The sequence below is a fragment of the Terriglobales bacterium genome, from assembly GCA_035764005.1.
In the GTDB taxonomy this organism is placed as follows: domain Bacteria; phylum Acidobacteriota; class Terriglobia; order Terriglobales; family Acidobacteriaceae; genus Gp1-AA112.
Genome location: DASTZZ010000093.1, coordinates 35616 through 60748 on the forward strand (window position 1 = coordinate 35616; position 25133 = coordinate 60748).

18 protein-coding genes are annotated in these 25133 nt (G+C 56.0%); 11 read left to right on the top strand and 7 right to left on the bottom strand.

The features are described 5' to 3' along the window. Positions 1-16: 16 nt before the first annotated feature. From VFU50_14920 to VFU50_14945, 6 genes are all read left to right on the top strand, one after another. Positions 17-2497: a 2-oxoglutarate dehydrogenase E1 component gene (locus VFU50_14920; protein HEU5234154.1), complete on the top strand. Its 2481-nt coding sequence runs from the start codon at positions 17-19 to the stop codon at positions 2495-2497. A gap of 6 nt (positions 2498-2503) precedes the next feature. Continuing rightward, entirely contained in the window at positions 2504-2881 is a 378-nt protein-coding gene (locus VFU50_14925; protein ID HEU5234155.1) for a hypothetical protein, read from the top strand. 42 nt (positions 2882-2923) lie between these two features. Then, complete coding sequence (locus tag VFU50_14930; GenBank protein HEU5234156.1) at positions 2924-4030, top strand: FtsX-like permease family protein; 1107 nt, start codon at positions 2924-2926, stop codon at positions 4028-4030. Between the two features lie 91 nt (positions 4031-4121). Next, positions 4122-5477, top strand: coding sequence for an asparagine--tRNA ligase (gene asnS, locus VFU50_14935; protein HEU5234157.1), 1356 nt, complete (start codon positions 4122-4124; stop codon positions 5475-5477). 160 nt (positions 5478-5637) lie between these two features. After that, on the top strand, positions 5638-6615 hold the full coding sequence (rocF, locus tag VFU50_14940) for an arginase (GenBank protein HEU5234158.1): 978 nt from the start codon (positions 5638-5640) through the stop codon (positions 6613-6615). Positions 6616-6711: 96 nt separating this feature from the next. Then, positions 6712-7068 (top strand): YciI family protein, encoded by a 357-nt coding sequence (locus tag VFU50_14945; protein HEU5234159.1) that lies wholly within the window; start codon positions 6712-6714, stop codon positions 7066-7068. A 300-nt stretch (positions 7069-7368) separates the two neighbouring features. Here the strand turns inward: VFU50_14945 and VFU50_14950 are convergent, their stop codons facing one another. Continuing rightward, entirely contained in the window at positions 7369-9096 is a 1728-nt protein-coding gene (locus VFU50_14950; GenBank protein ID HEU5234160.1) for a glutamine--tRNA ligase/YqeY domain fusion protein, read from the bottom strand. 108 nt (positions 9097-9204) lie between these two features. Between VFU50_14950 and VFU50_14955 the strand changes: the two genes are divergently transcribed. After that, positions 9205-9819: a hypothetical protein gene (locus VFU50_14955; protein ID HEU5234161.1), complete on the top strand. Its 615-nt coding sequence runs from the start codon at positions 9205-9207 to the stop codon at positions 9817-9819. A gap of 15 nt (positions 9820-9834) precedes the next feature. On the opposite strand, the gene VFU50_14960 is transcribed toward VFU50_14955, so the two are convergent. After that, a complete protein-coding gene (locus VFU50_14960; GenBank protein ID HEU5234162.1) occupies positions 9835-10104 on the bottom strand; it encodes a hypothetical protein in 270 nt (89 codons plus the stop codon). Between the two features lie 413 nt (positions 10105-10517). Beyond that, a complete protein-coding gene (locus VFU50_14965; protein HEU5234163.1) occupies positions 10518-13757 on the bottom strand; it encodes a TonB-dependent receptor in 3240 nt (1079 codons plus the stop codon). 822 nt (positions 13758-14579) lie between these two features. Between VFU50_14965 and purL the strand changes: the two genes are divergently transcribed. Both purL and purF read left to right on the top strand, forming a co-directional pair. After that, entirely contained in the window at positions 14580-16976 is a 2397-nt protein-coding gene (gene purL / locus VFU50_14970; GenBank protein ID HEU5234164.1) for a phosphoribosylformylglycinamidine synthase subunit PurL, read from the top strand. 107 nt (positions 16977-17083) lie between these two features. After that, positions 17084-18517 carry an amidophosphoribosyltransferase gene (gene purF / locus VFU50_14975; GenBank protein ID HEU5234165.1) on the top strand — a complete coding sequence of 478 codons (1434 nt, stop codon included), beginning with the start codon at positions 17084-17086 and terminating at the stop codon, positions 18515-18517. Between the two features lie 112 nt (positions 18518-18629). Here purF and VFU50_14980 read toward each other — a convergent pair whose 3' ends face one another. Continuing rightward, the gene (locus VFU50_14980) at positions 18630-19541 is read right to left on the bottom strand and encodes a substrate-binding domain-containing protein (protein HEU5234166.1); all 912 of its coding nucleotides are present in this window, start codon (positions 19539-19541) and stop codon (positions 18630-18632) included. A gap of 413 nt (positions 19542-19954) precedes the next feature. Between VFU50_14980 and VFU50_14985 the strand changes: the two genes are divergently transcribed. Then, complete coding sequence (locus VFU50_14985; GenBank protein ID HEU5234167.1) at positions 19955-20371, top strand: hypothetical protein; 417 nt, start codon at positions 19955-19957, stop codon at positions 20369-20371. Between the two features lie 70 nt (positions 20372-20441). Here the strand turns inward: VFU50_14985 and VFU50_14990 are convergent, their stop codons facing one another. Beyond that, a complete protein-coding gene (locus VFU50_14990; GenBank protein HEU5234168.1) occupies positions 20442-20870 on the bottom strand; it encodes a hypothetical protein in 429 nt (142 codons plus the stop codon). A 303-nt stretch (positions 20871-21173) separates the two neighbouring features. Further along, a complete protein-coding gene (locus tag VFU50_14995; protein ID HEU5234169.1) occupies positions 21174-23138 on the bottom strand; it encodes a hypothetical protein in 1965 nt (654 codons plus the stop codon). A 120-nt stretch (positions 23139-23258) separates the two neighbouring features. On the opposite strand from VFU50_14995, the gene VFU50_15000 reads away from it, so the two are divergent. Next, entirely contained in the window at positions 23259-23684 is a 426-nt protein-coding gene (locus VFU50_15000; GenBank protein ID HEU5234170.1) for an ester cyclase, read from the top strand. A gap of 215 nt (positions 23685-23899) precedes the next feature. Here the strand turns inward: VFU50_15000 and VFU50_15005 are convergent, their stop codons facing one another. Beyond that, a complete protein-coding gene (locus VFU50_15005; protein HEU5234171.1) occupies positions 23900-24775 on the bottom strand; it encodes a DUF4097 family beta strand repeat-containing protein in 876 nt (291 codons plus the stop codon). Between the last annotated feature and the right edge of the window lie 358 nt (positions 24776-25133).

Here is a 25133-nt window from a genome sequence, read left to right on the forward strand (position 1 = left end):
CGATTACAATTTAGTTATGGCTTCAACTTCTCAAGAAATTCCACGTAGTTCCTTCCTCATCGATCCGCACGACCGGGAGCGTGTCTTCGAAGCCTTCCGGCGCTGGGGGTATCTTCAGGCCAAGCTCGACCCTCTAGGCCAATATCTCCAGCCACAGGCAGTACCCGAACTCGATATTCAAGGTGATTTCGCCGACGAGGCGCGTCGCTGTTACTGCGGCACGGTCGGCGCCGAGTTCATGCACATTCCCGATGCGGCACGAAGAGAGTGGATTCAGGAGCGACTTGAAGCCGATGCTCCTGCAGTAGACCAGAAGCACATCCTTGAGCTGCTCACCAGAGCGGACTTGTTCGAACATGTAATCCAGTCACGTTATCTCGGAACGAAACGCTTCTCGCTCGAAGGCGTTACTTCGCTGATCCCGTTTTTGGACGAGGTCCTTAACGAGGCTGCGGAGCGCGGCACGATTCAAGTTGTGATCGCGATGAGCCATCGCGGACGGCTGAACGTGATGGTCAACACCGTGGGCAAGTCCGCGACGGATATGTTCGCGAAATTCGAAGATGTCGACCCGCGCAGTATCCTCGGCGGCGGCGACGTGAAATATCACCAGGGCGCGACGGGAACTTTCTCGGGGCGGAACGGCAGCACGATCAACCTGCATCTGGTCTCGAATCCCAGCCACTTAGAAGCAGTGGATCCCGTGGCTACAGGACGGGTGCGCGCCAAGCAAATTCGTTGGGGAGGAGAGGACAAGGTTCTTCCGGTAATGATCCACGGCGATGCTGCCTTTGCAGGCCAGGGGATCTGGGCGGAGACGCTCAATCTCGCGAGCGTCGATGGATACACCGTCGGCGGCGGGCTGCACATCATCGTCAATAACCTGATTGGATTTACGACAGAGCCGTACGAGACAAACTCGTCGCGCTATTCGTCGGATTTGGCAAAGCGTCTTCCCATTCCGATTTTTCACGTCAATTCGGAAGATCCCGATGCAGTCCTGCGCATCGCAAAGCTCGCGGTCGATTACCGCTACACCTTCCATTCCGATGTAGTGATCGATCTCGTTGGCTATCGCCGCCATGGTCACAGCGAGGTTGACGATCCCACAATCACTCAACCGATTCGCTATGCGCGCATCAAAGACCATCCACCGCTGCACGAGATTTACGCAAAGCGGATCGGCATCGACAACAGCCGGCGCGTGCAGGAGATCACGACCGAAATCAGCGAAGCACAGAAGCAAGCTACGCGCATGAAGAAGATGCCGCGCCTGGCTCAACTTCCCGAGTACTGGGACAAGTACAAAGGCGGATGCTTCCTGCCCGAGTACGAAGTGGAAACGGGAATCTCTGCGCAAGAGATTGCGAAAATCTCCGATAAGCTCGCTAGCTATCCGCCAGAGTTCCACATCCATCCCAAGATCAAGAAGCTGCTCGAACAGCGTGCCGAAATGGGACACGGCAAGCGTCCTTTTGATTACGGCATGGCGGAAGCCGTGGCATTTGGCTCATTGTTGATTCAAGGCACGCCGGTTCGCCTGAGCGGGCAGGACTGCAAACGCGGCACCTTCAATCAGCGCCACAGTGTGCTGATCGATGTCGAGAACGAAGACGAGTACATTCCTTTGAACCATATTCAGCCCGGACAGGCCAAGTACGAGGTCTACAACTCGATTCTGTCCGAAGCTGGAGTGCTCGGCTTTGAATACGGCTATAGCCGCGACTATCCCGAAACCCTTGTGCTCTGGGAAGCGCAGTTCGGCGATTTCGCTAATGGCGCGCAGATCATCATCGATCAGTTCATATCTTCAGCTGAAGACAAGTGGGGACTGCTGAGCGGACTTGTAATGCTTCTTCCTCACGGCTACGAAGGACAAGGACCCGAGCACTCCAGCGCGCGCCTCGAGCGCTATCTGCAGCTTGCAGCTCGCGACAACATGCAGATCTGCCAGCCTTCGACTGCTGCGCAGTACTTCCATCTGCTGCGCCGTCAGGCGCTCCGTCCGTGGCGTAAACCACTTGTCGTCTTCACGCCGAAGAGCATGCTGCGCCATCCGGACGCGAACTCTCCAATTCAGGACTTCAGCCGCCCGCACTTCTTGAACGTGCTTCCCGAAACGGAAATTGCCAATCCAACGCGGCTGCTCATCTGCACCGGCAAGATTGGACACGAGTTGCGGATCGAACGAAAAAAGCGCAAAGACGAATCCACCGGGATCATCTTCATCGAGCAGCTTTATCCCTGGCCCGAAGCGGAACTCACAGCAGAGCTGCAGAAGCACTCGAACGCCACTGAGATCGTCTGGGTTCAGGAAGAGCCGGCCAACATGGGCGCGAATTGGTTCGTGGTCCCACGGCTCCGGCGCATTTCCGGCGGACGTCCCGTGCTCACCGTCAAGCGCTCAGCAGCAGCCAGTCCTGCGACTGGTTCAGCCAAAGCGCATGATATGGAGCAGAAGACGCTCATTGATCTCGCATTCGGCGGAGCCAAGTAGCGCCTGATGCCAGTAACCGTTCGTGTTGATCGAAACAAGAAGCTAGTCGTCACGACCTACATAGGAGAGGTGACGAACGAAGACGTCGCGCGGCAGATCGCGGAAATCGAGCGCAACGCGCCATATGAAGGCGAGTACCGTGCCATCACCGACTTCACCCAGGTAACGCACTTCGATATTTCGTCCGATCAAATCAGGCTGGTTGCAGAATCGAAATCGCCTTTGGAAAAGGCGCGGCGGGTCATGGTCGCCCCATCCGACGTGGCATATGGCACTTCGCGTATGTTTCAAATGCTCGCCGGAAAAACGCGTCCTAACATCACCGTGGTCAGAACGCTCGATGAAGCCTATGCGGCGCTGGGAATAGAGACAAAGGGTAACTAATGCCGCGGGTGTCGCAGAACCTAAGCTCGCTACAATGAACCTATGAACAAGATGATCATCTCCAACCTCGTACACCGGCCGATCCGGTCACTGATCAGCGTTGTGGCCGTCGCGGTGGAGGTGACGCTAATGCTTGTGATCGTTGGGCTAATGTTCGGCATGCTCAACGACAATAAACAGCGTACGGCAGGCATTGGGGCGGACGCATTTGTGCGTCCGCCGGGTTCGTCGGGAATTATGGCTGCGAGCGGCGCGCCTGCCTCGATAAAGATCGCAGACGTGCTGCGAAAACTTCCTCACGTCAACGCTGTTGCTCCGGTCGTGCTCCAGACTGTAACCAGCGGAGCTGTTGAAACCATCTACGGTATTGATCTAACTACATGGAACCAGTTAGGGTCGCCGTTTCGTTACATCGCCGGCGGTCCTTTCCAGGGCCCAAACGACATCATTGTGGATGACTATTTCGCCAATTCGGCTCACTTGAAGGTCGGCGACACGACAAACGTGCTGGCTCACAATTTCCGAATTTCGGGAATCGTGGAGCATGGAAAAGGCGGTCGCAAATTTCTTCCTATTCAGACTCTGCAGCAGTTGACCGGCGCCGAGGGCAAGGCCTCAATTTTTTACGTAAAGCTGGACGATCCCAAGAACTACGACGTTTTCAAAAGCGAAGTAGGCAACGTTCCGGGCATGAGCCAGTATGTCGTTACCTCAATCCAGGAGTGGCTCAGTCTTGTTACTCCAGAACGGCTCCCTGGATTTTCCATCACGATCAAAGTAGTGATTGGCATTGCGGTTTGCATCGGCTTCATTGTCATTTTTCAATCCATGTATACGGCCGTCATGGAACGCACTCGCGAAATCGGAATACTGAAATCTCTGGGCGCTTCGAAAGCCTATATTGTGAATGTCATTCTTCGCGAGACCATCGTCCTGGTCATTGCTGGGATCATTCTGGGAATTGGAATCAGCTTTGCTACACAGGCTGCCTTACTCGCAAAGTTTCCAACGATAACCGTTCAGGTTGGTGCGGAGAACTGGTTGTGGAAGGCGGCTGTGATTGCTCTAGTCGGCGCAATGATTGGGGCACTCTACCCCGCCTTCAAGGCTGCGCAGAAAGATCCCATCGACGCCCTGGCTTACGAATAGCACTGGCTGCGCTTGGAAATAAATCCCGCAATCAAATAGATTGGGAAGGTCCTCTGCCCGGTGCAGAAGCCTGCCCCCGGTAAGGAATCGTATGGAAGTCAAAGAACAAACCATCTCTACCACTGACGCTCCTGTTACCTCCATTGCCCAAATTGGAACGCGCGAAGGTCAGAGCGTCACTATTCGAGGGTGGCTCTACAACCTGCGCGAGAGCGGCAAGCTCCTCTTCCCGATCTTTCGCGATGGAACCGGCCAGATCCAGGGCATCGTGCCGAAAGCTGCAGTTCCGCCGGAAGTCTTCGACGCCGTGAAGCAGTTAACGCAGGAATCTGCCGTGATTGTGACCGGCAAAGTTCGCGCGGATAAACGTGCACCGGGTGGATATGAACTCGACGTCAGCGATGTGAAAGTCGTGCAGCGTGTTCCCGAAGACGATCCCTTTCCCATTTCGCTGAAGGAACACGGCGTTGACTTCCTCATGGAACATCGACACCTGTGGATGCGCACGCCGCGACAGGCGGCGATCCTGCGCACCCGCGCTGAGATCATCAAAGCCGCCCGTGATTTTTTCGACGAACGCGGATTCACTCTGACAGATCCGCCAATCCTGACGCCCGCAGCCTGCGAAGGTACGACGACGCTGTTCCCGGTCGATTACTTCGACGATCAGGCATATCTCACGCAGTCTGGCCAGCTATACATCGAAGCGACAGCAATGGCCCTCGGAAAGGTCTATTCGTTTGGCCCTACCTTTCGAGCTGAGAAGTCGAAGACGCGCCGGCACCTGACCGAGTTCTGGATGGTCGAACCTGAAGTCGCATACGCCACGCTCGACGATCTGATGAAGCTTGCCGAAGAGTTCATCAGCTTCATCGTCGCGCGCTGCCTGGAGCGGCGCCGAGGGGATCTCCAGACCATCGGGCGCGACGTCTCAAAGTTGGAAACAGTGAAAGCACCGTTCCCGCGGATTACCTACGACGAAGCCGTGCAGATTCTGGAGAAGGGCTTCGCCGAAGGGAAGCTGGAAAGCAAATTCGAGTGGGGCGGAGACTTCGGCTCACCGGACGAAACCTATATTTCATCGCAGTTCGATCGTCCAGTAATGGTTCATCGCTATCCCGCGAAGGTAAAAGCTTTCTATATGGAGCCTGATCCGCAACGGCCGGACCTTGCGCTTTGTGTGGATGTATTAGCTCCGGAAGGATATGGCGAGATAATCGGCGGCTCGCAGCGCATGAGCTCCTACGAGCTGCTGCTGAAGCGTATTCACGAGCACGAGCTTCCCGAATCGGCGTTCAAGTGGTACCTGGATTTGCGCAAGTACGGCGGAGTCCCGCACGCTGGCTTCGGAATGGGAATCGAGCGCGCCGTAGCATGGATCTGTGGCCTGGAGCACGTGCGCGAAACAATTCCGTTTCCGCGGATGCTGCACCGAATATATCCGTAGCAGCTTCTAAGCTGCTAAGCTCCTCCGCTTGAGCAATGGACAAACGATATGCACCAATCGCCGGCAAATTACTTAGTTTGACGACCATGCAAAATGCCGGTTCGCAGGCGATGTCGAAGGCTTAGCAGCTTAGGAGCTTAGCACTCAGCAGCTTTCTTTTATGGCTGAACAAAAGTCTCTCAACGCACTCCCCTCTCGCCCGCACAGCGCGCCTACCCAGGTGGCGTCGCGCAAGATACGTGTGATCGGTGTCCCGCTGGATCTAGGGCAATCGCGGCGCGGCGTCGATATGGGACCGTCGGCGGTGCGCGTTGCCGGGCTTGAGGCCCGGCTCGAGGCGCTTGGCCTTGTTGTCGAAGATGGCGGCAACGTGCCGGTCGCAATCGCGGAGACGAAGAAAGAAGGAAATCCCCGCGCGAAATACCTCAAAGAAATTACTGCCACATGTACAAAGGAAGCCGAGCTTGTTCTGAAGACGCTCGAACAGGGCATGATTCCGCTCGTGCTCGGTGGCGACCACTCTATTGCGGCAGGAACGGTCAGCGGAGTCGCCGAATACTATCGGCGTCAGGATCAGCGCATCGGCCTCATCTGGATCGACGCACACAGCGACATTAACAGTCCCGCAACCTCGCCGAGTGGCAACGTGCATGGCATGCCGCTGGCTGCCATTTTGGGACTCTGGCAAGACGACCTCTCACGCATCTACGATTTCTCGCCGAAGGTCCTGCGGGAGAACACAGTGTTGATCGGTGTTCGCGACATCGATCAGGCGGAGAAAGACAACATTCGCAACGCGGGCGTCACCGAGGTCTACACCATGCGCGACATCGATGAACGCGGCATGCGCACGGTGATGGAAGAGGCCCTGCGCACCGCCGGCCGCGGCACCTCCGGCTATCACGTCTCGCTCGACATGGACTGGATCGATCCTGAGGACGCGCCGGGAGTCGGAACTCCCGTGCGCGGCGGAGCCACCTATCGCGAGGCGCACCTTGCCATGGAGATCATCGCCGACCACGGACGCATGGTGAGCTTCGAAATCGTGGAAGTGAATCCGGTAATCGACGAGCATAACCGTACTGCCATGCTCGCGGTGGAACTGGCAATGTCGGCGTTCGGCAAAAAGATTCTTTGAGCCGCGCTGAATCCTCTTCTCATCATCTCCAACCTACGGCTGGTCCCTGGTCTGTCGATTCTTTGATTCAGATTCGTCTACTGAGTGGAGGACACAATGGAATACCTACTCCTGATTTACCACTCCGAAATCGAATGGACCCAGCGAAGCGCAGACGACCAAGAGGACATTTATCAGGAATATCGCCAGCTGATTCACGAGCTTCGTAAAAACGGACAACTCATTCGGGGCGATCAACTCAAGCCGTCGGCAAGCTCTGTGACAGTCCGCTTGCGAGAAGGAAACGCAGCTACGACTGACGGCCCATTTGCGGAAACTAAGGAACAGCTGGGTGGCTATTTCCTCCTACGGGTGAACACGCGCGACGAAGCTGTGCGCATCGCCAGGCGCATACCCTCCGCACGCACCGGCTCGATTGAAGTTCGAGAAATAATCCCTACCCCAACCGACTGACGGTTCCATTCACCGGCGGTGCGTGATGTATGTGGGACGGAATGCGAATCCAAGTGGCAGCTCTACTGCTTTTCTGCCAGGAAAATGCACACCGAGGACGCGCTAACGGGACTCACCATCGCTGGCTCTTGTGTCAACATCCTCACGTTTCGATGCGGCTCTCCTGGGTAATACGCACCCATTTCAAACAACTCGTCTGCGGAAGAGACATGTTCCAAAATTATTGGAAAGCGGCTCAGGAGGAGTTGTATTCCTTGATCCGCGGTTGCAGGCCTTCGATGTTTAATTCCCGAGAAGTTGTTACTTACTGCGCTTCTCCAGCTTCGCCCATGTGTCCTTCAGCGCAACTGTGCGATTGAAGACCAGGGCTCCTGGGTTCGAATCTAGATCGACACAGAAATATCCCAAGCGCTCAAACTGGTACGGAGTTCCGATTTTCGCATTGGCCAACGACGGCTCCAGCTTGGCCTCGTGAACAATCTCCAGCGAATTCGGATTGAGATTGTCCGTCCAATCTTTTCCCTCTTCCACGTCGTTCGGATTCTCCTTAAGAAAGAGATTGTCGTACAGCCGCACTTCGGCCGGAATGGCGTGCGCTGCCGAAACCCAGTGAATCGTCGATTTCACCTTGCGTCCGTCCGGAGCATTGCCGCCGCGCGTGGCTGGATCGTAGGTGCAATGCACTTCGACTACTTCTCCGCCAGAGTCTTTGACCACATTCGTGCAAGTAATGAAATAGCCATAGCGCAGGCGCACTTCACGTCCAGGCGAGAGCCGATAGAACTGCTTCGGCGGATTCTCGCGGAAGTCATCGCGCTCGATGTACAGCACGCGGGAAAACGGAACTCTTCGCGTCCCGGCACTCGCGTCTTCTGGGTTGTTGACCGCGTCCATCTGCTCGACGTGGCCTTCGGGGTAGTTGTCGATCACGACCTTCAGTGGACGCAACACGGACATTACACGCAGCGCGCGTTTATTGAGGTCTTCACGCTGGAAATGTTCAAGCATCGCCAGCTCGATCACGCCGTTTGTCTTCGACACGCCGAGCGAAGCACAGAAGTTGCGCAGCGCGTCCGGCGTATAACCACGCCGACGAACCGCGGAGAGCGTGGGCATCCGCGGATCGTCCCATCCGCGAACGCGACCTTCGTTTACCAACTGCAGAAGCCTGCGCTTGCTCAGGATCGTGTAAGTCAGATTGAGGCGATCAAATTCAATCTGCTGCGAGTGAAAGATTCCGAGCTGCTCGATGAACCAGTTGTAAAGCGGGCGATGATCCTCGAACTCCAGCGTGCAGATCGAATGTGTGACTCTCTCGATTGAGTCAGATTGTCCGTGCGCGAAGTCGTACAGCGGATAAATGCACCATTTATTGCCGGTGCGGTGGTGTTCGGCGTGCAGGATGCGATACATCACCGGATCGCGCATGTTGACATTCGGCGAGCTCATGTCGATCTTCGCCCGCAGCGTGCGTGAGCCATCGGGAAACTCACCCTTGCGCATGCGCTCGAACAGATCGAGATTCTCCTCCACCGAACGATCCCTATGTGGGCTGTTGGTTCCGGGCTCAGTGAGCGTGCCGCGCGTTTTGCGAATCTCCTCGGCGCTCAGATCATCGACGTAAGCCTTGCCGGCTTTGATCAGTTGGACCGCCCATTGATAAAGCTGATCGAAGTAGTCGGAGGCGTAGTACATCCGGTCGTCCCAGTCGAAGCCCAACCAGCGGACGTCGCGGATGATGGAATCGACATACTCCTGTTCTTCTTTCTCAGGATTGGTGTCATCAAAGCGGAGGTTGGTTTTGCCGCCGAACTCGGCCGACAGCCCGAAATTCAGGCAGATTGACTTGGCATGACCTAAATGGAGATATCCATTTGGTTCGGGAGGGAAGCGCGTCTGTACGCGTCCTGCGAACTTGTTGGTCTCGAGGTCGCGGATGACGATGTCACGAATGAAATTGGACGAAGGAGTGCCCGTGGTCGAAGCCGGCGCCGACGCCGGTTCCGCAATTGGATTCGATGGATTCATCAATAGCTTGGCCGTAGAGCGCGCAGACGCGCTACTTCTATTATGCCGTATAGGTCGGTACGACACGGTTTTAGAGAGACACGGAATGGGCATAAACTCAGCAGCTGAATGCTTCGCGTGGCGCTTGGATTCCGTATGCACTCCGGTTGGGGAATTGTGGTGGCTCTGGATGAGGAGTGTGTTGTTGTCGAACGTCGGCGCATCGACCTGGTGAGCGAGAACGCGCCGGGCGGCCGCCAGCCGTATCACCATGCCCGCGAACTCGGAATTGAGAAGGCCGAGAAGTTCTTGAGCGAGTACGTTGCGCTTTGCCAACGTGCAGCGCAAGCTGAACTTGCTCGGATCTTTTCTGCGTTGGCTCACAGTTACGAGGTTGGAGCGGCTGGTCTCGTCGTCGCCTCAACTCGCCCTTTGCCCTCATTACCTCAAATTCTGTCAGCTCATCCGCTGATTCATACTGCCGAGGGGCACCTGTTTCGCGAGGCCATTCGGCGGGGTTGCGGCGCCGGAGCGATTCCCGTCACGGGAATCCCGGAAAAACAGCTCGGTAGTCTCTTGGAAGAATGTTTTGGAAAAAATACGGCGAGGGTGAAGCAGTCGATCGAGAGGTCCGGTCGATCTCTTGGTCCGCCTTGGAATTCAGATCACAAGCAAGCGGCGACGGCAGCGGTAATAGCGCTGCACGGCGCCAAGCAAAAGCATGTCCAAAGCTTCGGTGCCTAGCGCTTCCGCTGCCTCTTACCCGGTTTTTTTCTTCCGGTTCAGCCGCTCGGCATCAACTTGCTGCAGCAGCTCCTGAAGTTGCTCGCGGCGTTTACCCATTTCTTCATCCCGGGTGGAGGGTGATTGCCCCTGCTCGCGAGAGGATTCGGGCTGCGGCTCAGGCCTGTCGCTCTTGTGGAAGTAGCGGGACAGCGCAGCTCCAGACCACGCGCGAAAGCTGCGCGTTCGCAATCGTCGCGCAGAAAACGGACGCGGGCGGAAGGTGGCAAATGTTCTCTCCATCATGATCCTCATTTCCTCAGAGACGTTGAGAAAACCAGGGAATGGGTCGCCATCTTAAGAACGCAAGGTTCATGCCAAAACAAGAGATTGAAGAATCGGGTCTTAGACGCGGTCTGCGCCTCAACCGCGTAAATCCTTCGCAAGACTGCGACAGAATTCCAAATGCCTGAAAAGGTTGGACCCAGGCCGCAAACAGGATGGTCGAGGAGGTGTTGCAGAGCTGTGAATGCCGACGGGGCGCTAATTACATTTCGGACGCTGTTGCGACGGCGGGGGCAGCCACTCCCTTGAGTCCGCTTGGCTTAGGCAGCTGGAAATGTCAATCCCTCTTAGCGTCTTGGTGGTTGGATAACCTCCAACGAAAGCAAAAAGAAAGCCGGCACCATGTGCCGGCTCGCATAAGAACAATAGTCTGGTTAGAACGTGAACTGCGCTCCAACTTCGGCGCGGAACGAAATCGGAATCGATCGAGTGCATCCGTTCGCGTTGCAGCCGATATAACCGAGCGGAGTCGCGAAAGAGTCCTTGGTTGGATCGGTGCTGAAGTGTTTCACGTTGCCGTCGTAGTTGTTGCCATAGTTCGCGCGGTTGGTAACGTCAAACGCCTGGAAGATCAGCTTCAGGTTCGAGCGTTCCTTGATCTTGATGTTTTTGGTGAGACGTGTATCGAGATCAAAGTAAGGTTGACCGCGCAGGCTGTCGAAATGCGATTGCACGCAAGTTCCAGCCAGGTAGCAGGCCTTTAGTGCGGAGGGAGTTTGAGTCAAGCTCCAGAGAATGTTTCCCTGATCGTTCGTCGGAACCAGCGCATTTGCTGTGGCTGTTCCGGAACCAAAGCCAAGCACGTTGCTGATCCCATTGGTGGCTGAGTACGGACGCGCCGAGGCAATCTGCATGATTGGCGCGACCTGGAATCCCCACGGCAGATCAACGACGCTTGACACCGAAAGGTGGTGCCGCTCGTCATTCGGAACAGCACCGAAATCAGACGGAAGCAGCGGGAACCGAGGATCAGTTACCGTGTTCGAGTAGCTGGCCGCGTTACCGTTGTAAGCCCATCCTTCCGACAGCGTGTAGGTAGCATTCACCGTGAAGTGATTGGCCATGCGCCGACGCAAAGAAACGTTCAGGCCGTCATACCGAGAACGCCCCCAATCGGTTTCCATTGAAATGCGCGCAATCTGGGGCTGACCGGCGGCAGTCAGAGCTGCACTCAAGGTACGGACTCCGGTGACTGGATCCACATAGTTAAGGATGTCTCGCTTTTCTTCGTGCAGCCCAAGCTCGTGGATGTACTCGATCTCGCCTACAGTGTTTGCATCGAACGAGTGAGCGAAACCTATGTTGAACTGCTGGGAATACGGATTGCGATAGTCGGGGGACATGAGTCGCCCCACCGCGCCTTTCGTGAGCTGAGTGATCGGTTGCGGAATGGTTGGTACAGGATCAATGCCTACGCGATAGCCGGACGAGTTATTGGGGCAAGGCGCCCACGTGCCCGTGAAGCTAGCTGGCGCAGTTAGCGCACAAGCAAGCGGAAGACCGGTTCCGGGCACATCACAACTGTGTGATAGGTTCCCGCTACTATCGTGCGCACAATCGGTGCCGGGTCCACTTCCGCTAATAGAGAATACCGTCGCAAATAATGTAGGATTCGCCTGTTGAATCATGAAAAGTGGGATGTTAAGGAAGGTCTGCGCGAAGTAGAGGCCGTAGCCGCCTCGCAGAACGTTGTTTCCATTCCCGGTAAGGTCATAAGCAAAACCAACGCGCGGACTGAACCCTTTCTTGTAGTCCTGGGGTATGCCCGCATATGGACTGTTGATTGTCTTCAACAGTTGGTAAGTCCGGCTCTGTTGCTGGATGCTTGAGCCCATCAAGTTGAAATCGCGGTCATACCGGACGCCGAGATCGAGAGTGAGCCTGCTGGTTGTCTTCCAAGTGTCCTGGAAGTACAAGCCGAGCATCTTGCCGCCCCCAGGCAGATCCTCTTTTGGATCACCGTTCGAGATCGACATGCCCGTAATCGCGCCCGGCGTTTGGAATCCCTGTGGATACAAACCACCCTTATTCGCGAGAATGTCGCTTGGCAGATCCTGGAAGTCATATTCCAAGGTCGAGTTGAACTCGAAGTATCCGCCAAGCCGAGGCTCCCATAGGTAATCCGCACCCATCTTCATTCCGTGTTTTCCCACGTTGTACGCGAGATCGTCTCGGAACTGATACTTGCGTTGGTACGACTGCTGCGGCACGTTGGTGTTCGTTCCGAACGAGATGCTCTGTGGGAACGTGACCAACGGGGCTCGAGTCTTGCTATCGATCAGGTTGTTCCAATACTGGTACCCGGCAGTGAAGGAGTTCACAAGCCGGGGACTGAATACCGAACTCAGCGTCGCATTCGTAAGGATGAGGTGGTTGTTCTGGAAATTTCCTTCGGTCAGGTCGTTGGCGTTACCGGACTGGTCGTTGACGTCGTTGTTGTCCTGCGCCGAGTAGCTGATGAAGAAGTGATGCTGGTCGCTGAAATTGTGATCAAGGCGTGCGTTATAGCGCGTGTCAAAGTAAGGAGTGGGAATCGTTTGCGCCGGATCTGGATTGAAGGTCACGTTTCCGAGGTTGAGGCCCTTCACTAAGGTCAATTGCGAGAACGCGTTCGGCGTGACCGGAATCGCCGTGTGCTCGCGCAAGCGCTCCCATGCGAAGAAGCCGAAATCTTTGTCCTTGCGGATCGGCCCACCGAAACGTCCGCCGAACTGCTGGCGCTCAAATTGAGGAGTGGGATTGCCCGTCTTGACGTGCGTGACCGGGTCCTCTTCGTTAAGTTTGTCGTTCGCGTTCATTGCGGTTTGGGTGTCAAACAGATAAGCAGATCCGTGGAAGTCGTTACTGCCCGAACGGGTGATCACGTTCATCGCAGCGCCTTCGGAACGGCCGTTTGCAGCCGAAAAGCGTTGTGTAGAGATCTGAGCTTCTTCTACTGCTTCCAGCGGGAGCTGCATCACCGGACCGCCAACGGTGTTGTCCTTGTTATCGATGCCGTTGACGGTGATGTTCATGTTGCGACCGTTCGAGCCGTTAATGCCAACCCCCGCGGTACGTGCTTTTGTTGGATCCCATGGTGCGGTGAACTTCGCGCCGGGAGCCAGATAAGCAAGATTGGCGAAGTCGCGGCCGTTCAGCGGAAGGTCCTGAACCTGCGCTGGCGTGATTTCCATTCCTACAGAAGTTTTCTGCTGATCGAGAAGCGGAGCCTCGGCGGCGACTTCTACGGTGGTCGATGTGGCGCCTGGGCTCAAGGCGAAGTCCTGAGTCGTGGAACGTCCTACAAGTAGCTCGACGTTGTTCGCAGTTAGGAGCGAGAAGCCTGCCATTGCCGCTTTCACGCTATACGTGCCGGGAGGCAGAACATCAAATCTATATGCGCCTAAGGTGTTGGTCGTTGCCGTGCGGGAGCTGTTGGTAGCATTATTCGTGGCTGTAACCGTGACGCCAACCACGACCGCTCCTGTTTTATCTGTGACCGTTCCGATGAGGGTGGAACTTGCGGTTGCCGCCTGACCAAATGCAATTCCGGTGCTGATGGTCAGAAGAGCAAAGAGCACTGCAAAAGTAAGAAACAGTGACTGCTTTGAACCCTTCTCCTTCTCGATGTTCATATTCTCTCCGCGTAGGGGCACACTCTGAGGATTCGAATGCGCTGTTTGGATTTCGCAGGACTTGTCACCCCTAAAGCAGTTCTCATTCCAGAGACTTTGTTCCTGTTTTCAAACGTTTACGAGCGTTAAGAAAAGCCGGAATTCGGAAAATGGGATGAATTTAGTCGGAGTCTATGAAAGCTTGTATTTCGTCCCTTCAATCACGGCTTCTGACCCCGATAAAGTCCTTCTGAAACCAAACACCCTTTCGGCAGGCTCAGGCAGGGGTCACAAAGGAACTATCTGTGACCTCCGGGGCGCCTTCGTGACTTTCGTGTTCGCCTTTCCCCAGGTCGGCATCCAAAATATTCGCTTATGAATGGCATGGATTGGCTACGGCCTAGCGACTACTGGCTGGCGCGATTCGCTGCTGGGGAAGTCGGTCGGTGTGCTCTTTCTGATCGGTGTCCTGAATGTGGTTAACCACTTTAAGTCACTGCCGGCAAGTGTGGCCTGTTGCCGGTTCCGTTGTTGGCGACGGAAATTCCGTTTCGGGAATCGTCCAGTCTCTTCTTCTTTCCTTGTGACAGAGCATTCGCCTCGGTGGATGGGTCGGCATCCTCTTCTCTGCATTGATCATCTCTGGTCTCGTGAATGCATACACGTGGGCGCTGTTTGATGTGTGGATTGTGCTTTGGATCGTCCATCTCTCGTTCGTCAACGTGGGGCAGGTGCCACGATCACGCAGTATCACCTATTGAAGGTTGCGTCCCGGGTTGGGGTCTTACCGACTGCCGCCAGCGGTTCCGTTGCTCTTCGTGAGAAAATAGCCTTACCCCCGAAATGGCTACTCAATCTCTGCAATCAGCTCCTCTCCCCTGTCGCGCCACCCCTGAGTTGCTAAAAACGCACGGCATCACCTCTGACGAATACGAGCGCATTGTGCAGGCGCTCGGACGCGAGCCATCGCTGACTGAGCTCGGCATCTATAGCGTGATGTGGAGCGAGCACTGCTCGTATAAATCCTCCAAGATCCATCTCAAGCGATTACCGACGCACAGCCCGCGCGTGGTTCAAGGACCAGGCGAGAATGCGGGGATCATCGACATAGGCGATGGCTGGGCGTGCGCGTTCAAAATCGAGTCGCACAATCATCCTTCTTACATCGAGCCATTCCAAGGCGCCGCGACCGGAGTAGGAGGAATTCTCCGCGACATATTCACCATGGGCGCGCGCCCACTGGCAGTAATGGATTCGCTACGCTTTGGACCGGTGAAGCAGGGGACAGGGAACAGGGGACAGGGGACAGGAAAGAACGCTGATTCTTCCAATGGCAAGGCTCAGAAGCTTAGCAGCTTAGAAGCTCAGCAGCTTCTTCACAAAAACCATTCCATCCTCGAAGGCGTCGTCAGCGGAATTGCGTCGTATGGGAACTGTTTTGGCGTTCCCAATTTGGGAGGAGAAACGAAGTTTGAGGAGTGCTACTCCGGGAATCCGCTGGTGAATGCCTTTGCGCTTGGGCTGGTGCGCAAGGATGAGATCTTCTACGCCAAGGCGGCGGGCGAGGGCAATCCTGTCATTTACGTAGGTTCCAAGACGGGACGCGACGGCATTCATGGCGCAACGATGGCCAGCGAAGAGTTCAAGGAAGGCTCGGAGCAGAAGCGTCCTAATGTGCAGGTTGGCGATCCATTCATGGAAAAACTCTTGCTCGAAGCCTGCCTCGAAGCCATGCAGACTGGCGCCATCGTCGGCATTCAGGATATGGGTGCCGCAGGTCTGACATGCTCTACCTGCGAGATGGGGGCGCGTGGCGCGGTGGGTGTGGAGATCGAACTCGATCTGGTGCCGCAGCGCGAGCAGGGCATGAATGCGTACGAGATCATGCTCAGCGAATCGCAGGAACGGATGCTGCTCGTGGCCGAGAACGGTCGCGAACGAGAAGTATTTCGCGTGTTCGATAAATGGGGACTCGATGCGGTCACCATCGGCCGAGTGATTCGCGAGCCGCGGTTGCGCGTGCTTGAACACGGCAACGTTGTCGCCGATATTCCCAACACTTCTCTCACGGACGATGCTCCGGTGTACCGCCGGCCGATGCAGGCGTGGTCAGTTTCCGTCCCGAAGGACAAACCTGTTTCTCTAAAGCTCGGAATCGAGCGCGACTTTACTCCCGAATTGAAACTGCTCCTCGGGAGCTGCAACATCTGTTCCAAGCGCTGGATTCACGAGCAATACGACAGCATGGTGCAGACCAATACCGTGCTCGGCCCCGGCGGCGATGCCGGCGTTATGCGCATTAAGGACACGCAGCGCGGGCTGGCGATGTCGCTCGACGGCAATGGCCGCTGGTGCTATCTGAATCCCAAATTGGGAGCCATGCACGCCGTTGCGGAAGCTTCCCGGAAGGTCGCTTGCGCCGGCGCACTGCCCGTAGCCGCGACCAATTGCCTGAACTTCGGCAATCCCGAGAAGCCGCACATCATGTGGCAGTTCTCGGAAGTAATCGATGGACTCGCCGAAGCCTGTAACGCGTTGGGCACTCCGATCACCGGCGGCAACGTCAGCCTCTATAACGAAACGCTCGGGGAGGGTATTTACCCGACTCCCGTACTGGGGGTGGTTGGCATCATCGAGGACATCCGCCATGCTGTCGGGTCCGATTTCAAAGCTCCCGGGCGCGAGGTGTTTCTGCTCTCAGCCTCCGCTGCGGCCTACGACGAGCGCCAATTGGGTTCATCGGAGTACGCAAAAGAGGTGGTTGGTGAACTCTGGGGAGAGCCTCCGGTTCTTGATCTCAAGGCTGAGTCAGCATTGCACCAGTGCCTTCTTCGGCTGGTCGCCAGCGGACTGATCGAGTCTGCTCACCACTGCTCCGACGGTGGTCTGGCCGTAGCCGCTGCCGAATCGTGCTTCCGCCATGAAATTGGTGCAGAGTTGCGCCTTCCCGATGGCTCCGAGCCGCTCGAGATCGCGTTGTTTGGGGAGAAAGCCAGCAGGGTGCTGGTTTCCTGCGTCCCGGGTAACCGCCAGATCATCCAAGAGATAGCTGATTCCCATTCAATTCACCTGGACTTTCTAGGGCGCAGCGGGGGAGACCGTCTCGTTATTCAGAGGGCATCCACCGACGTGGTTTCCGCTTATGTGTGCGATTTGAAAAATGTATGGGCTGGAGCCCTGGAATCGGCACTACACTCGGACGTACCTGATCAACTTGTGCCCGACTTGCTGGATAAGTAGCTACCGGCTTCCGGCTAGAGAGCAAGATCGGATCGAGAGTGACAGGGGAAGAGTAGAGGCCACGTAGAAACCGGAGATTTGGCTAGCAGCCAGTAGCTAGAAGCTAAATGCCATTTATAGGCGATAAGTTTCACGACGAATGCGGAGTGATGGCCGTTCACGGGCATCCCGAAGCTTCGAAGCTCGTGTACCTCGGCCTTTATGCTTTGCAGCATCGCGGACAGGAATCTGCAGGCATCGCCAGTTCCGATTTCGTACGGCTGCACAACATTAAGGCCATGGGACTGGTCGCCGACATCTTCACCGAGGATGTCCTCGGCAGACTCCCCGGCTCACTCGCCATCGGCCACACGCGATATTCCACGACCGGCGATTCGGCGCTGCTGAACGCACAGCCGATCCGTGTAGAGTGCAATAAAGGCGCCATCGCTTTGGCCCATAATGGGAATTTGGTCAACGCGCACATTCTGCGCCGGCAGCTGGAGCATAACGGGTCGATTTTTCAGACGACCAGCGACACCGAAGTCGTGGTACATCTCATCGCGCAATCCAAAGAGCAGACACTGCCCGACGCAATTGCCGATGCTTTGCGCCGCCTTGAAGGAGCTTTCTCCCTCGTTCTGATGACGCGGGATCGTATCTTTGCTGCGCGCGATCCGCACGCGTTTCGTCCGCTCTCGATGGGCACGCTGCCCAATGCCACTGGAACGGGAACTCCGGCGGTGGTCTTTGCTTCTGAGAGCTGCGCATTTGACCTCATCGGCGCGCATTATGAGCGCGATCTCAAGCCGGGAGAGTTGGTTATCGTTGGGAACGAAGGCGTGCACTCACGCTTCTTCTCGGCGCCAAAGCAGCAGTCGAGCTGCATCTTCGAGCATGTCTATTTCTCGCGGCCAGACAGCGTGATCTTCGGCCGCCCGGTGCAGGAGAGCCGCGAAGCTCTGGGCCGAGAACTCGCCCGTGAAGCTCCGGTGGATGCAGACCTAGTAGTGCCGGTTCCGGATTCGGGAGTTACGGCAGCGGTTGGGTTCGCCAACGAAAGTGGTATTCCCTTCAGCTTCGGCCTGATTCGCAATCACTACGTCGGCCGCACGTTTATAGAGCCGGAACAGCGTGTGCGCGACTTCGGCGTGCGTCTGAAGCTCAATCCTGTCCAGCATCTTCTGAAAGGCAAGCGTGTCGTTCTCATCGATGACTCGATCGTGCGTGGAACTACAAGCCGCAAGATCGTGCGCATGGTTCGTGATGCCGGTGCTACGGAAGTACACATGCGCATCTCCTGCCCGCCAACGATCTCACCATGCTTCTATGGAGTCGACACGCCGTCGAAGAAACACCTCATTGCGGCCAATAAGTCGATCGAAGAGATCCGCGAATACATCGGGGCAGATTCCCTTGCCTATCTTTCGCTCGACGGCCTGAAGCGCGCCTGCGCTGAAGGTGAGAACGTTACCTATTGCACCGCCTGCTATACCGGTAAGTACCCAACTGACTTCGTTGATATCGAGGATATCGAGCCCGCTCCGATCGCATTGAAGTAGAACGCACAGCGAACCAGCGAACCGGTTCAGAGACTGTACAAAGTGGAGAATGCAGTGGGAAAGGACTACTCACGCGAGTGGCAGCATGGTTCGGTCTTCCTTACGCTTCCCGCTAGGCCTGCTGCAGGGCAAAGTCTTTGTGCTTGGGAGCGAGCTTTTCCAGTTCCGGATACGACTTCGGCTTTACCAGAGTAAGTTCCTGCGGTTGAGATTTCGTCAGCAGAGCTTTATTTAGGATTTCGAGCGCGATATCCGTGTTGGTGGGTACGATGATGGTCGCTGCCAGGAGTTCTTCGCTAACCCAGCGCTGCCCGGTCCCCGCCATTCCATCGACTCCCGTGAACGGAATCCAGGACCATTCTGGAACGATCTCTTTCAACGCTTTTCGCACGCCAAGGGCCATCACGTCGTTCTGTCCGCAGACGAGATCCACGCGCGAGTCGCGGGAGGTGCGCAGCCTCATTAATGAGATCGTCGCCTGATAGGCGCTTGTCTCTGTCCACTGACCGCTTAACACTCTGACTTGTACGTTCTCCGGCTTGGCTTCCATCATGCCCTGCGTGCGCTGTTGCGCAGCAAAGCTGGACGAGGGTCCCTGCACATACAAAACTTGTCCGCCTTGAGGAAGAAGCTGCTGCATCTGGCGGCTCTGCATGCGGCCAATTTCGACGTGATCGGAGCTGACGCCGAAAATCGGTGCGCTGCTCTGGCGGCGGAGGTCGCGAATGTAATCGGTTTCGCGATTCAAAATCACCCACCCAACGTTGGCCTTTGCCGCGGCCGCCGCAACCTGCTGCAACCCCGTTCCTGCAGGTTCAAACACAATTGCGTGTGGGCGCTTTTCTGCTGAGGCCTGAATACCTTCCAGGAGCTGCTGGCTTTGTGTAATGGCGTCGCTGGCCGCGTACATTACTTCGACGCGCATTCCCAATTTGGTACCAGCTCGTTCCGCGGCAACAGCCTGCTCGCGTTGGTAATCGTTATCTTTCGTGATCAGCGAGACAAGTACTCGAATCGATTCCACGCCAACGCTCCTCTGCTCCGGAAACGACTGCTGGACGACGCTCAATGCACATTTTTTGCACCGAACCGTCCCAGGAGCAAAGCTAAAGCGAGGCCACAAGTAACCGAAGTCACATCAAAGTGATGCCCTTGGCGCAAGTTGGCGAACGCTCCTGCCGAGAAGACCTCATCTCATCTTTGTCGGGTCAATAGATTCTGTTCTCCGCAGCGTTGGCAATGAGTCTGGGGCTCGATTCACGATTCTGTAGAGCGCATCTGGAGCTTCTCCTACCTCCGAAACGTCACTTCGGCCGGTCTTCTGGACCGGCCTTTTTTGTTCCCCCGAACTTCCTCCGCATGCAAGTAACGTGCGCAGTCGCTGCCCACTCGTAAAGCGATTCGGTCATCTCAACGACTGGTAAGGAGAGAATGTACATGGCAAATCCTTTGCTCGACAACGAATTGATGAATCGGGTCCCCAAAGTGATCAGTCCGACAACTCATGCGGTCATTGACTATGCAGTGGCGGGCTACTACTTCATTGCCGCTGGCGCGTGCTGGGGAGGCAACAAACGCGCCGGCATCGCCGCGCTTGCCAATGGGGCCGCGGTGCTCGGCGTCTCCATGTTCACCGACTACTGGGGCGATGGTCGCAAGCCGATCAGCTTTAAAACCCACGGCAACATCGATGTGGGACAAGGGCTCGCTGCGGCGCTTGCGCCTCTTCTACTCGGGTTCGCCGGTAAGCCTTCAGCATCGCTGTTCTGGGGACAGGCCGCAAGTGAAGTTGGCGTTCTCGCCATGACGGATTTTGAAGCCGCGGATCGCGAGTCACAGAGCTTGGCAGCTTAAGCATCAGGCGGCAGCACAAAAGGGGCACAGGTCCAAGCCTATGCCCCTTTGTTGATTGCACTCGCGCCCACTAGCGCAGCGAGGCCAGCACAATCACGTCCTCAGACGGCCGAAGGTTCTTCGCCATTTCGGTCTCCCGGCGAGTCTGTCTTAGTTCTCGCCCCTGCTTCTCGCCCTGCATCCAGATCTGCGCGAGGAAGTAGGTGTCGCCGTAGCGATGGAACAAAAGATGACTTGTCCCCGCTGCCTCAAGCTTCTCCGCCGCGTTTGAGCCAATTAAACGACCGACTTTGCCGTTTTCGCCGCGAATGGCCAGCGTTGAAGAGCCACTCGCATCATTGATCGATTGAATGCTGTAAGCTCCCGCAGGAAGACTCGCATTGTCCACGACGAAGTCGAATGGAACGTTTGCTTTTACATTGACGCTCTGAGCGTTCGCGCATGCCGCCACCAGCAGCAGACCGAACACGCCTAAGAAACTTGCGATTTGCCGTTTCATACTGCCTCCTTTCGGGTTGAGGCGGTGGAAGCAATGCGCCGGTGCCGTATAGCCTTTCACTGCTTCTGCTATTCGCTTCCGTCTCCACACCGTTGCCCGGATCATTGCAATGCGCGTGCCAAAAGAGGAATCAGGCGCAACTCGTTGATTTCACTCAGAGCAGAATTCTTATTGTGAAGGTTGGGGCCAACCGAATGGTTAATCTGCGACTCGATATGAACTCTTCGGCTGGTTAGCGGACTGTGCCAGGACAGGTGCATGGTAGGTACAACTCGTGTGTTTTGCGCCACACGCCCGACTCAGTTATCCACTCATCAGGAACAACAACGGATGCCTCGGCTTTGGATTCACTTCCCAGAACTTCACCAGTACGGAGTACACCACCAATCCGGTTTCTCCTTCTCCCCAGAGCACGAATGCTAACGACTGCTTCATCACGTTGCGTTGTGTAAGCCCGAGAATGACACTGATCGGATTCAGCACATCGGTGAGGAAGGCGATCGCGTTGGCGATCGCAGTAGCCCCAGTGACCTCGATCACATAATCGTCGCTTTCGCGCGTCACTGTGACTCGCAGACAAGAGTAGAACTCGCTGCGATTATCCATTAAGCGCACATAGAGAAAAGCCGTCGGACCGTGCAGATTGAAGTGATCAAGAACCTTCTTCTTCAGCCTGGCGCGATATTCCGGCTCATTGGCGTGGTGTGGAATGAGATTCACCTTGCCATTGCAGATCGAGTTCCACAGGCGCTCAGATTCGGCATCGCGAAATTCGAACTCAGATACGCGCATTTCAGTTGCGCGATGGTAACGACTGGCGCCACTCAGCGTGAGCAGCAGGAAGATAAAGCAACTGGCGATGATGACGCCATCAGGTCGCTCAATGATGTTAGCAATCAGCGTGTATCCGAATACCAGCGTGACAATGCAGTAATAAACCGCCTTCAGATACGAGACCGGCTCCCTCCATGATCGCTCGCGCCACAGTGCCAGCGCGACCGCAACTGCAGCAGAAAACATAAGCACCAGCACGCCAGTGGCGTACGCGCTCCCTTGCGCGTTGACGTCAGCGTGGAAAATCAGCGTGACGACGACGTCGATTCCTAGCAGCAGCAACACCAATGGACGGCGATAGGCAACCCACGGCGGCGCCATTCCAAATCGCGGAAGATAGCGCGGAATCAGGTTCAGCAGCCCGGTCATTGCCGATGCGCCCGCGAGCCACAAAACGAGAATCGTAGACAGATCGTACAAACTGCCAAACCGATTGCCGATAATCTGATGTGCCAGGTAAGCGATCGCACGTCCATTGGCTTCGCCGCCCTCACGGTACGCACTCTCAGGAATCAGCAGGACTGAAACAAAACTGGAGAGCAGCAGCAGCACGCTCATGATCGCCGCCGCTGAAAGCAGGAGTTTGCGGGTATTGCGAATTCTGCCGCGAGGCTGGACGTGAGAACTCTCGCGGTGATCGTCTTCCCGTCCTCCATCGACCAGTGGCATGACAGACACTCCAGTCTCGAATCCGCTCAGACCGAGTGCCAACTTGGGAAATACGAATGCTGAGGCCACAAACAGCGCTGTCCAATCGCCGTGAGATTCCAGTACTCGCGACCAGTTCCGCAACAGCTCAGGCCGCTGGACGACCACGACAATGCAATAACCAAGGACCCACGCGTTTAGCAAGATGTAGGGAATGGTCGTCGCGGCAACCACCACGATCGCTTCCCGGAATCCGGCGATAAAAACCACGGCCAGCAGCACGAGCAGGATCAACGTGACATCCATGTAGTGCGCGCCGAGGAAGCGATGCAGGTACGGATTCTCGGTGGCGTGCCGCGCGGCATCGGCAGCCGACAGCGTCATGGTAATAACGAAATCGGTTGCCGCAAACCCGAGCAGAATGAGGACGAATATCTTGCTCTTCCATCCGGAAAACAAATTTTCCAACAGCGCGATGGAGCCTTGCCCGGCATAGGAGCGAGCCGCAACCTCGGCGTAGATGGGAACCGCTCCGAGCAGGGTGACAAGAACCAGAATTCCGGTCGCCGAGAAAGAAAGCGCTCCTGCCGCAAGCAGCGCGATGCCCGGCTGATAGCCGATCGTTGAAAAATAATCCACTCCCGTGAGCCAGAGCACCAGGTACCACGGATGGGTGTGGTCCGCAGCCTCAGGGACATCGAGTGGACTTCCAGTAAATAAAAACCGGCTAAACGGATTGGTGCGGCGGGGCGCCGTCTCTGGGGTAGGAATGCTGGTTGTGTGCATTCTCGACGCAATTACCTGCACTCAAATGTACCTGATGCGCCCTCATAAAATGTTTACTGCTTCCACGGACAGCGGTTAGGACTAAAATCTCCGCCAAGACAGCCACACGAAGGAGGCAACATGTCGGATACAAACAAGGCTCTGGTGCGGCGGATCATTGAAGAAGTGGTGAACACAGGTAACTTCTCATCGCTCGACGAAGTTGTCGCGAGCGACTATACGTATTTCGAACCAACCATAGGAACCATTACCGGGCGCGAGGGCTATCGCACAGTCGTGGGCATGTACCGCAGCGCATTTCCTGATATGACTCTCACGATTGAACAGCAGATTTCGGAGGGGGACACGGTCGTCACACGCTGGACGGCGCGGGGAACACATGAGGGAGAATTATTCGGAATTGCTCCAACGGGCAAAAGAGTGTCCGTTGGGGGCGTGGTAATCAGCCGCGTCATCGACGGCCAGCTTGTGGAAGATTACGAATCCTACGATGTACACGGGATGATGCGCCAGCTCGGCGTGCTGGCCGCAGCGAAGGCAGCATAACTTCGGACGGTACGATGATGCCGCTGAATTAACTCCGGGGACCTGTTGCGCGGTTCGCTTGGGAAAGCAGGTCCCCTTTCAGCAGACTTTCGCCGAAAGAAATCAACACGTTTGTGGAGCGAGGGATAGGCCGTATTCCTTAGATCGGCGAAGCGGCATTGCCGTTTTTCATGCGACCATCTTTGTTATAAATTCGGAATATTCCGCGAGCGCCATTACTCCAGTCCAGCTCGCAGCCAGACATCTCCTCGATCGGCTCGCAATCTGAGCGTCGGACCTCCCCCGTTTACATCGCCACTGACATGATCGCCGTTGAAGCCGCCACGCGCAAGGACACCGAAATCGGTGTGGAAACTGCTGCGACGCGACCGTTCCGCGTCCAGCGTGAATGCTGAATTCTGCGGGATCGTGAGCGTCAGGTTTCCGCGCGACACCTCCAGATCACTGTCGCCGCCGAACTGCTTCAATCTCATCTCGACGGAACCGCGATCAAGATTTACCTTTACGCCGCTCCGAATTGCGGAGTCGCGCACGTTGAGATTTCCACGATTTCCGCGAACGCGCAGCTCGCCGTCCAGATTGTAGATATCTACGTCTCCTCGATCTGTGGCGACGGAGAGTCTCCCAACGATATCGCTGGCGCGCAGACGCCCGCGATTGTCCTTCAGATCGGCGTTCACCTGATGCGGAACGCGAACGATCAGGTTCACTCCGCGATTGCCGCCCCAGAATGCCAAGTGAAAATGCATTTCCGGATACTCGACTTTAATCAAACGATGGTGCTCATCGCCCTCGACGCGAATCTTGGTTTCGCGCATCCAGCGCTCGCGATCGAATTCGCTGCCTTCAAAATATTTACGAGCCTCCACCGATACTTGAGTCGTATCGGAACCTTCGAAGCGAAGATCGCCTCGAGCGTTCTCCACCGTGATGGATCCGCCGGCGACTAATGGCGCTTGCTGCCGAAAGTCTTCTTCGGCTTGGACATGTTCCTCGACTGCGCAATTGACGCTTCCAAAACTGAGGATGATCGACAAGAAGAGCAGCAAGTGAGCTGTTCGTCTGGGAGTGCCGTTCAAAACGTAGCTCATTCTGTTCACCTGGAAAGAAATAGAGCGTGGCGGTGAAAGCTACGCACTCCGCCGGTGATTAGTTCCGACAATGAAAGCAGTGGTGCCGGGAGGGGGAATCGAACCCCCACAGGGCTTTTGGCCCCTGCGGATTTTAAGTCTGTAGAGCGCCTCTCACAACCCGCACACCTTCAAGTGTTTGCAACAACTTCCCGAAATAGCACTTGGCAAAGTACGGCAGAGTTTTGCTATGCACGGCAGGGTGTCGGGCATGATTCGGGCATGATTTGTTTCGGCGGAGGCGGGTTTGCCGTCACAATGATTGGTCAGGTGTGGCTCTGTTCGGAATAAATGGATCGAACATTAAGGGGACTGCCAA

Bases quoted from the DNA above. Each gene is read 5' to 3' on its own strand.
- VFU50_14925 (HEU5234155.1), top strand. From the start codon at position 2,504: ATGCCAGTAACCGTTCGTGTTGATCGAAACAAGAAGCTAGTCGTCACG.
- VFU50_14930 (HEU5234156.1), top strand. From the start codon at position 2,924: ATGAACAAGATGATCATCTCCAACCTCGTACACCGGCCGATCCGGTCA.
- rocF (HEU5234158.1), top strand. From the start codon at position 5,638: ATGGCTGAACAAAAGTCTCTCAACGCACTCCCCTCTCGCCCGCACAGC.
- asnS (HEU5234157.1), top strand. From the start codon at position 4,122: ATGGAAGTCAAAGAACAAACCATCTCTACCACTGACGCTCCTGTTACC.
- VFU50_14950 (HEU5234160.1), bottom strand. From the start codon at position 9,096: ATGAATCCATCGAATCCAATTGCGGAACCGGCGTCGGCGCCGGCTTCG.
- VFU50_14985 (HEU5234167.1), top strand. From the start codon at position 19,955: ATGGCAAATCCTTTGCTCGACAACGAATTGATGAATCGGGTCCCCAAA.
- purF (HEU5234165.1), top strand. From the start codon at position 17,084: ATGCCATTTATAGGCGATAAGTTTCACGACGAATGCGGAGTGATGGCC.
- VFU50_14995 (HEU5234169.1), bottom strand. From the start codon at position 23,138: ATGCACACAACCAGCATTCCTACCCCAGAGACGGCGCCCCGCCGCACC.
- VFU50_14990 (HEU5234168.1), bottom strand. From the start codon at position 20,870: ATGAAACGGCAAATCGCAAGTTTCTTAGGCGTGTTCGGTCTGCTGCTG.
- VFU50_15005 (HEU5234171.1), bottom strand. From the start codon at position 24,775: ATGAGCTACGTTTTGAACGGCACTCCCAGACGAACAGCTCACTTGCTG.
- VFU50_14960 (HEU5234162.1), bottom strand. From the start codon at position 10,104: ATGATGGAGAGAACATTTGCCACCTTCCGCCCGCGTCCGTTTTCTGCG.
- purL (HEU5234164.1), top strand. From the start codon at position 14,580: ATGGCTACTCAATCTCTGCAATCAGCTCCTCTCCCCTGTCGCGCCACC.
- VFU50_14965 (HEU5234163.1), bottom strand. From the start codon at position 13,757: ATGAACATCGAGAAGGAGAAGGGTTCAAAGCAGTCACTGTTTCTTACT.
- VFU50_14945 (HEU5234159.1), top strand. From the start codon at position 6,712: ATGGAATACCTACTCCTGATTTACCACTCCGAAATCGAATGGACCCAG.
- VFU50_14920 (HEU5234154.1), top strand. From the start codon at position 17: ATGGCTTCAACTTCTCAAGAAATTCCACGTAGTTCCTTCCTCATCGAT.
- VFU50_14955 (HEU5234161.1), top strand. From the start codon at position 9,205: ATGCTTCGCGTGGCGCTTGGATTCCGTATGCACTCCGGTTGGGGAATT.
- VFU50_15000 (HEU5234170.1), top strand. From the start codon at position 23,259: ATGTCGGATACAAACAAGGCTCTGGTGCGGCGGATCATTGAAGAAGTG.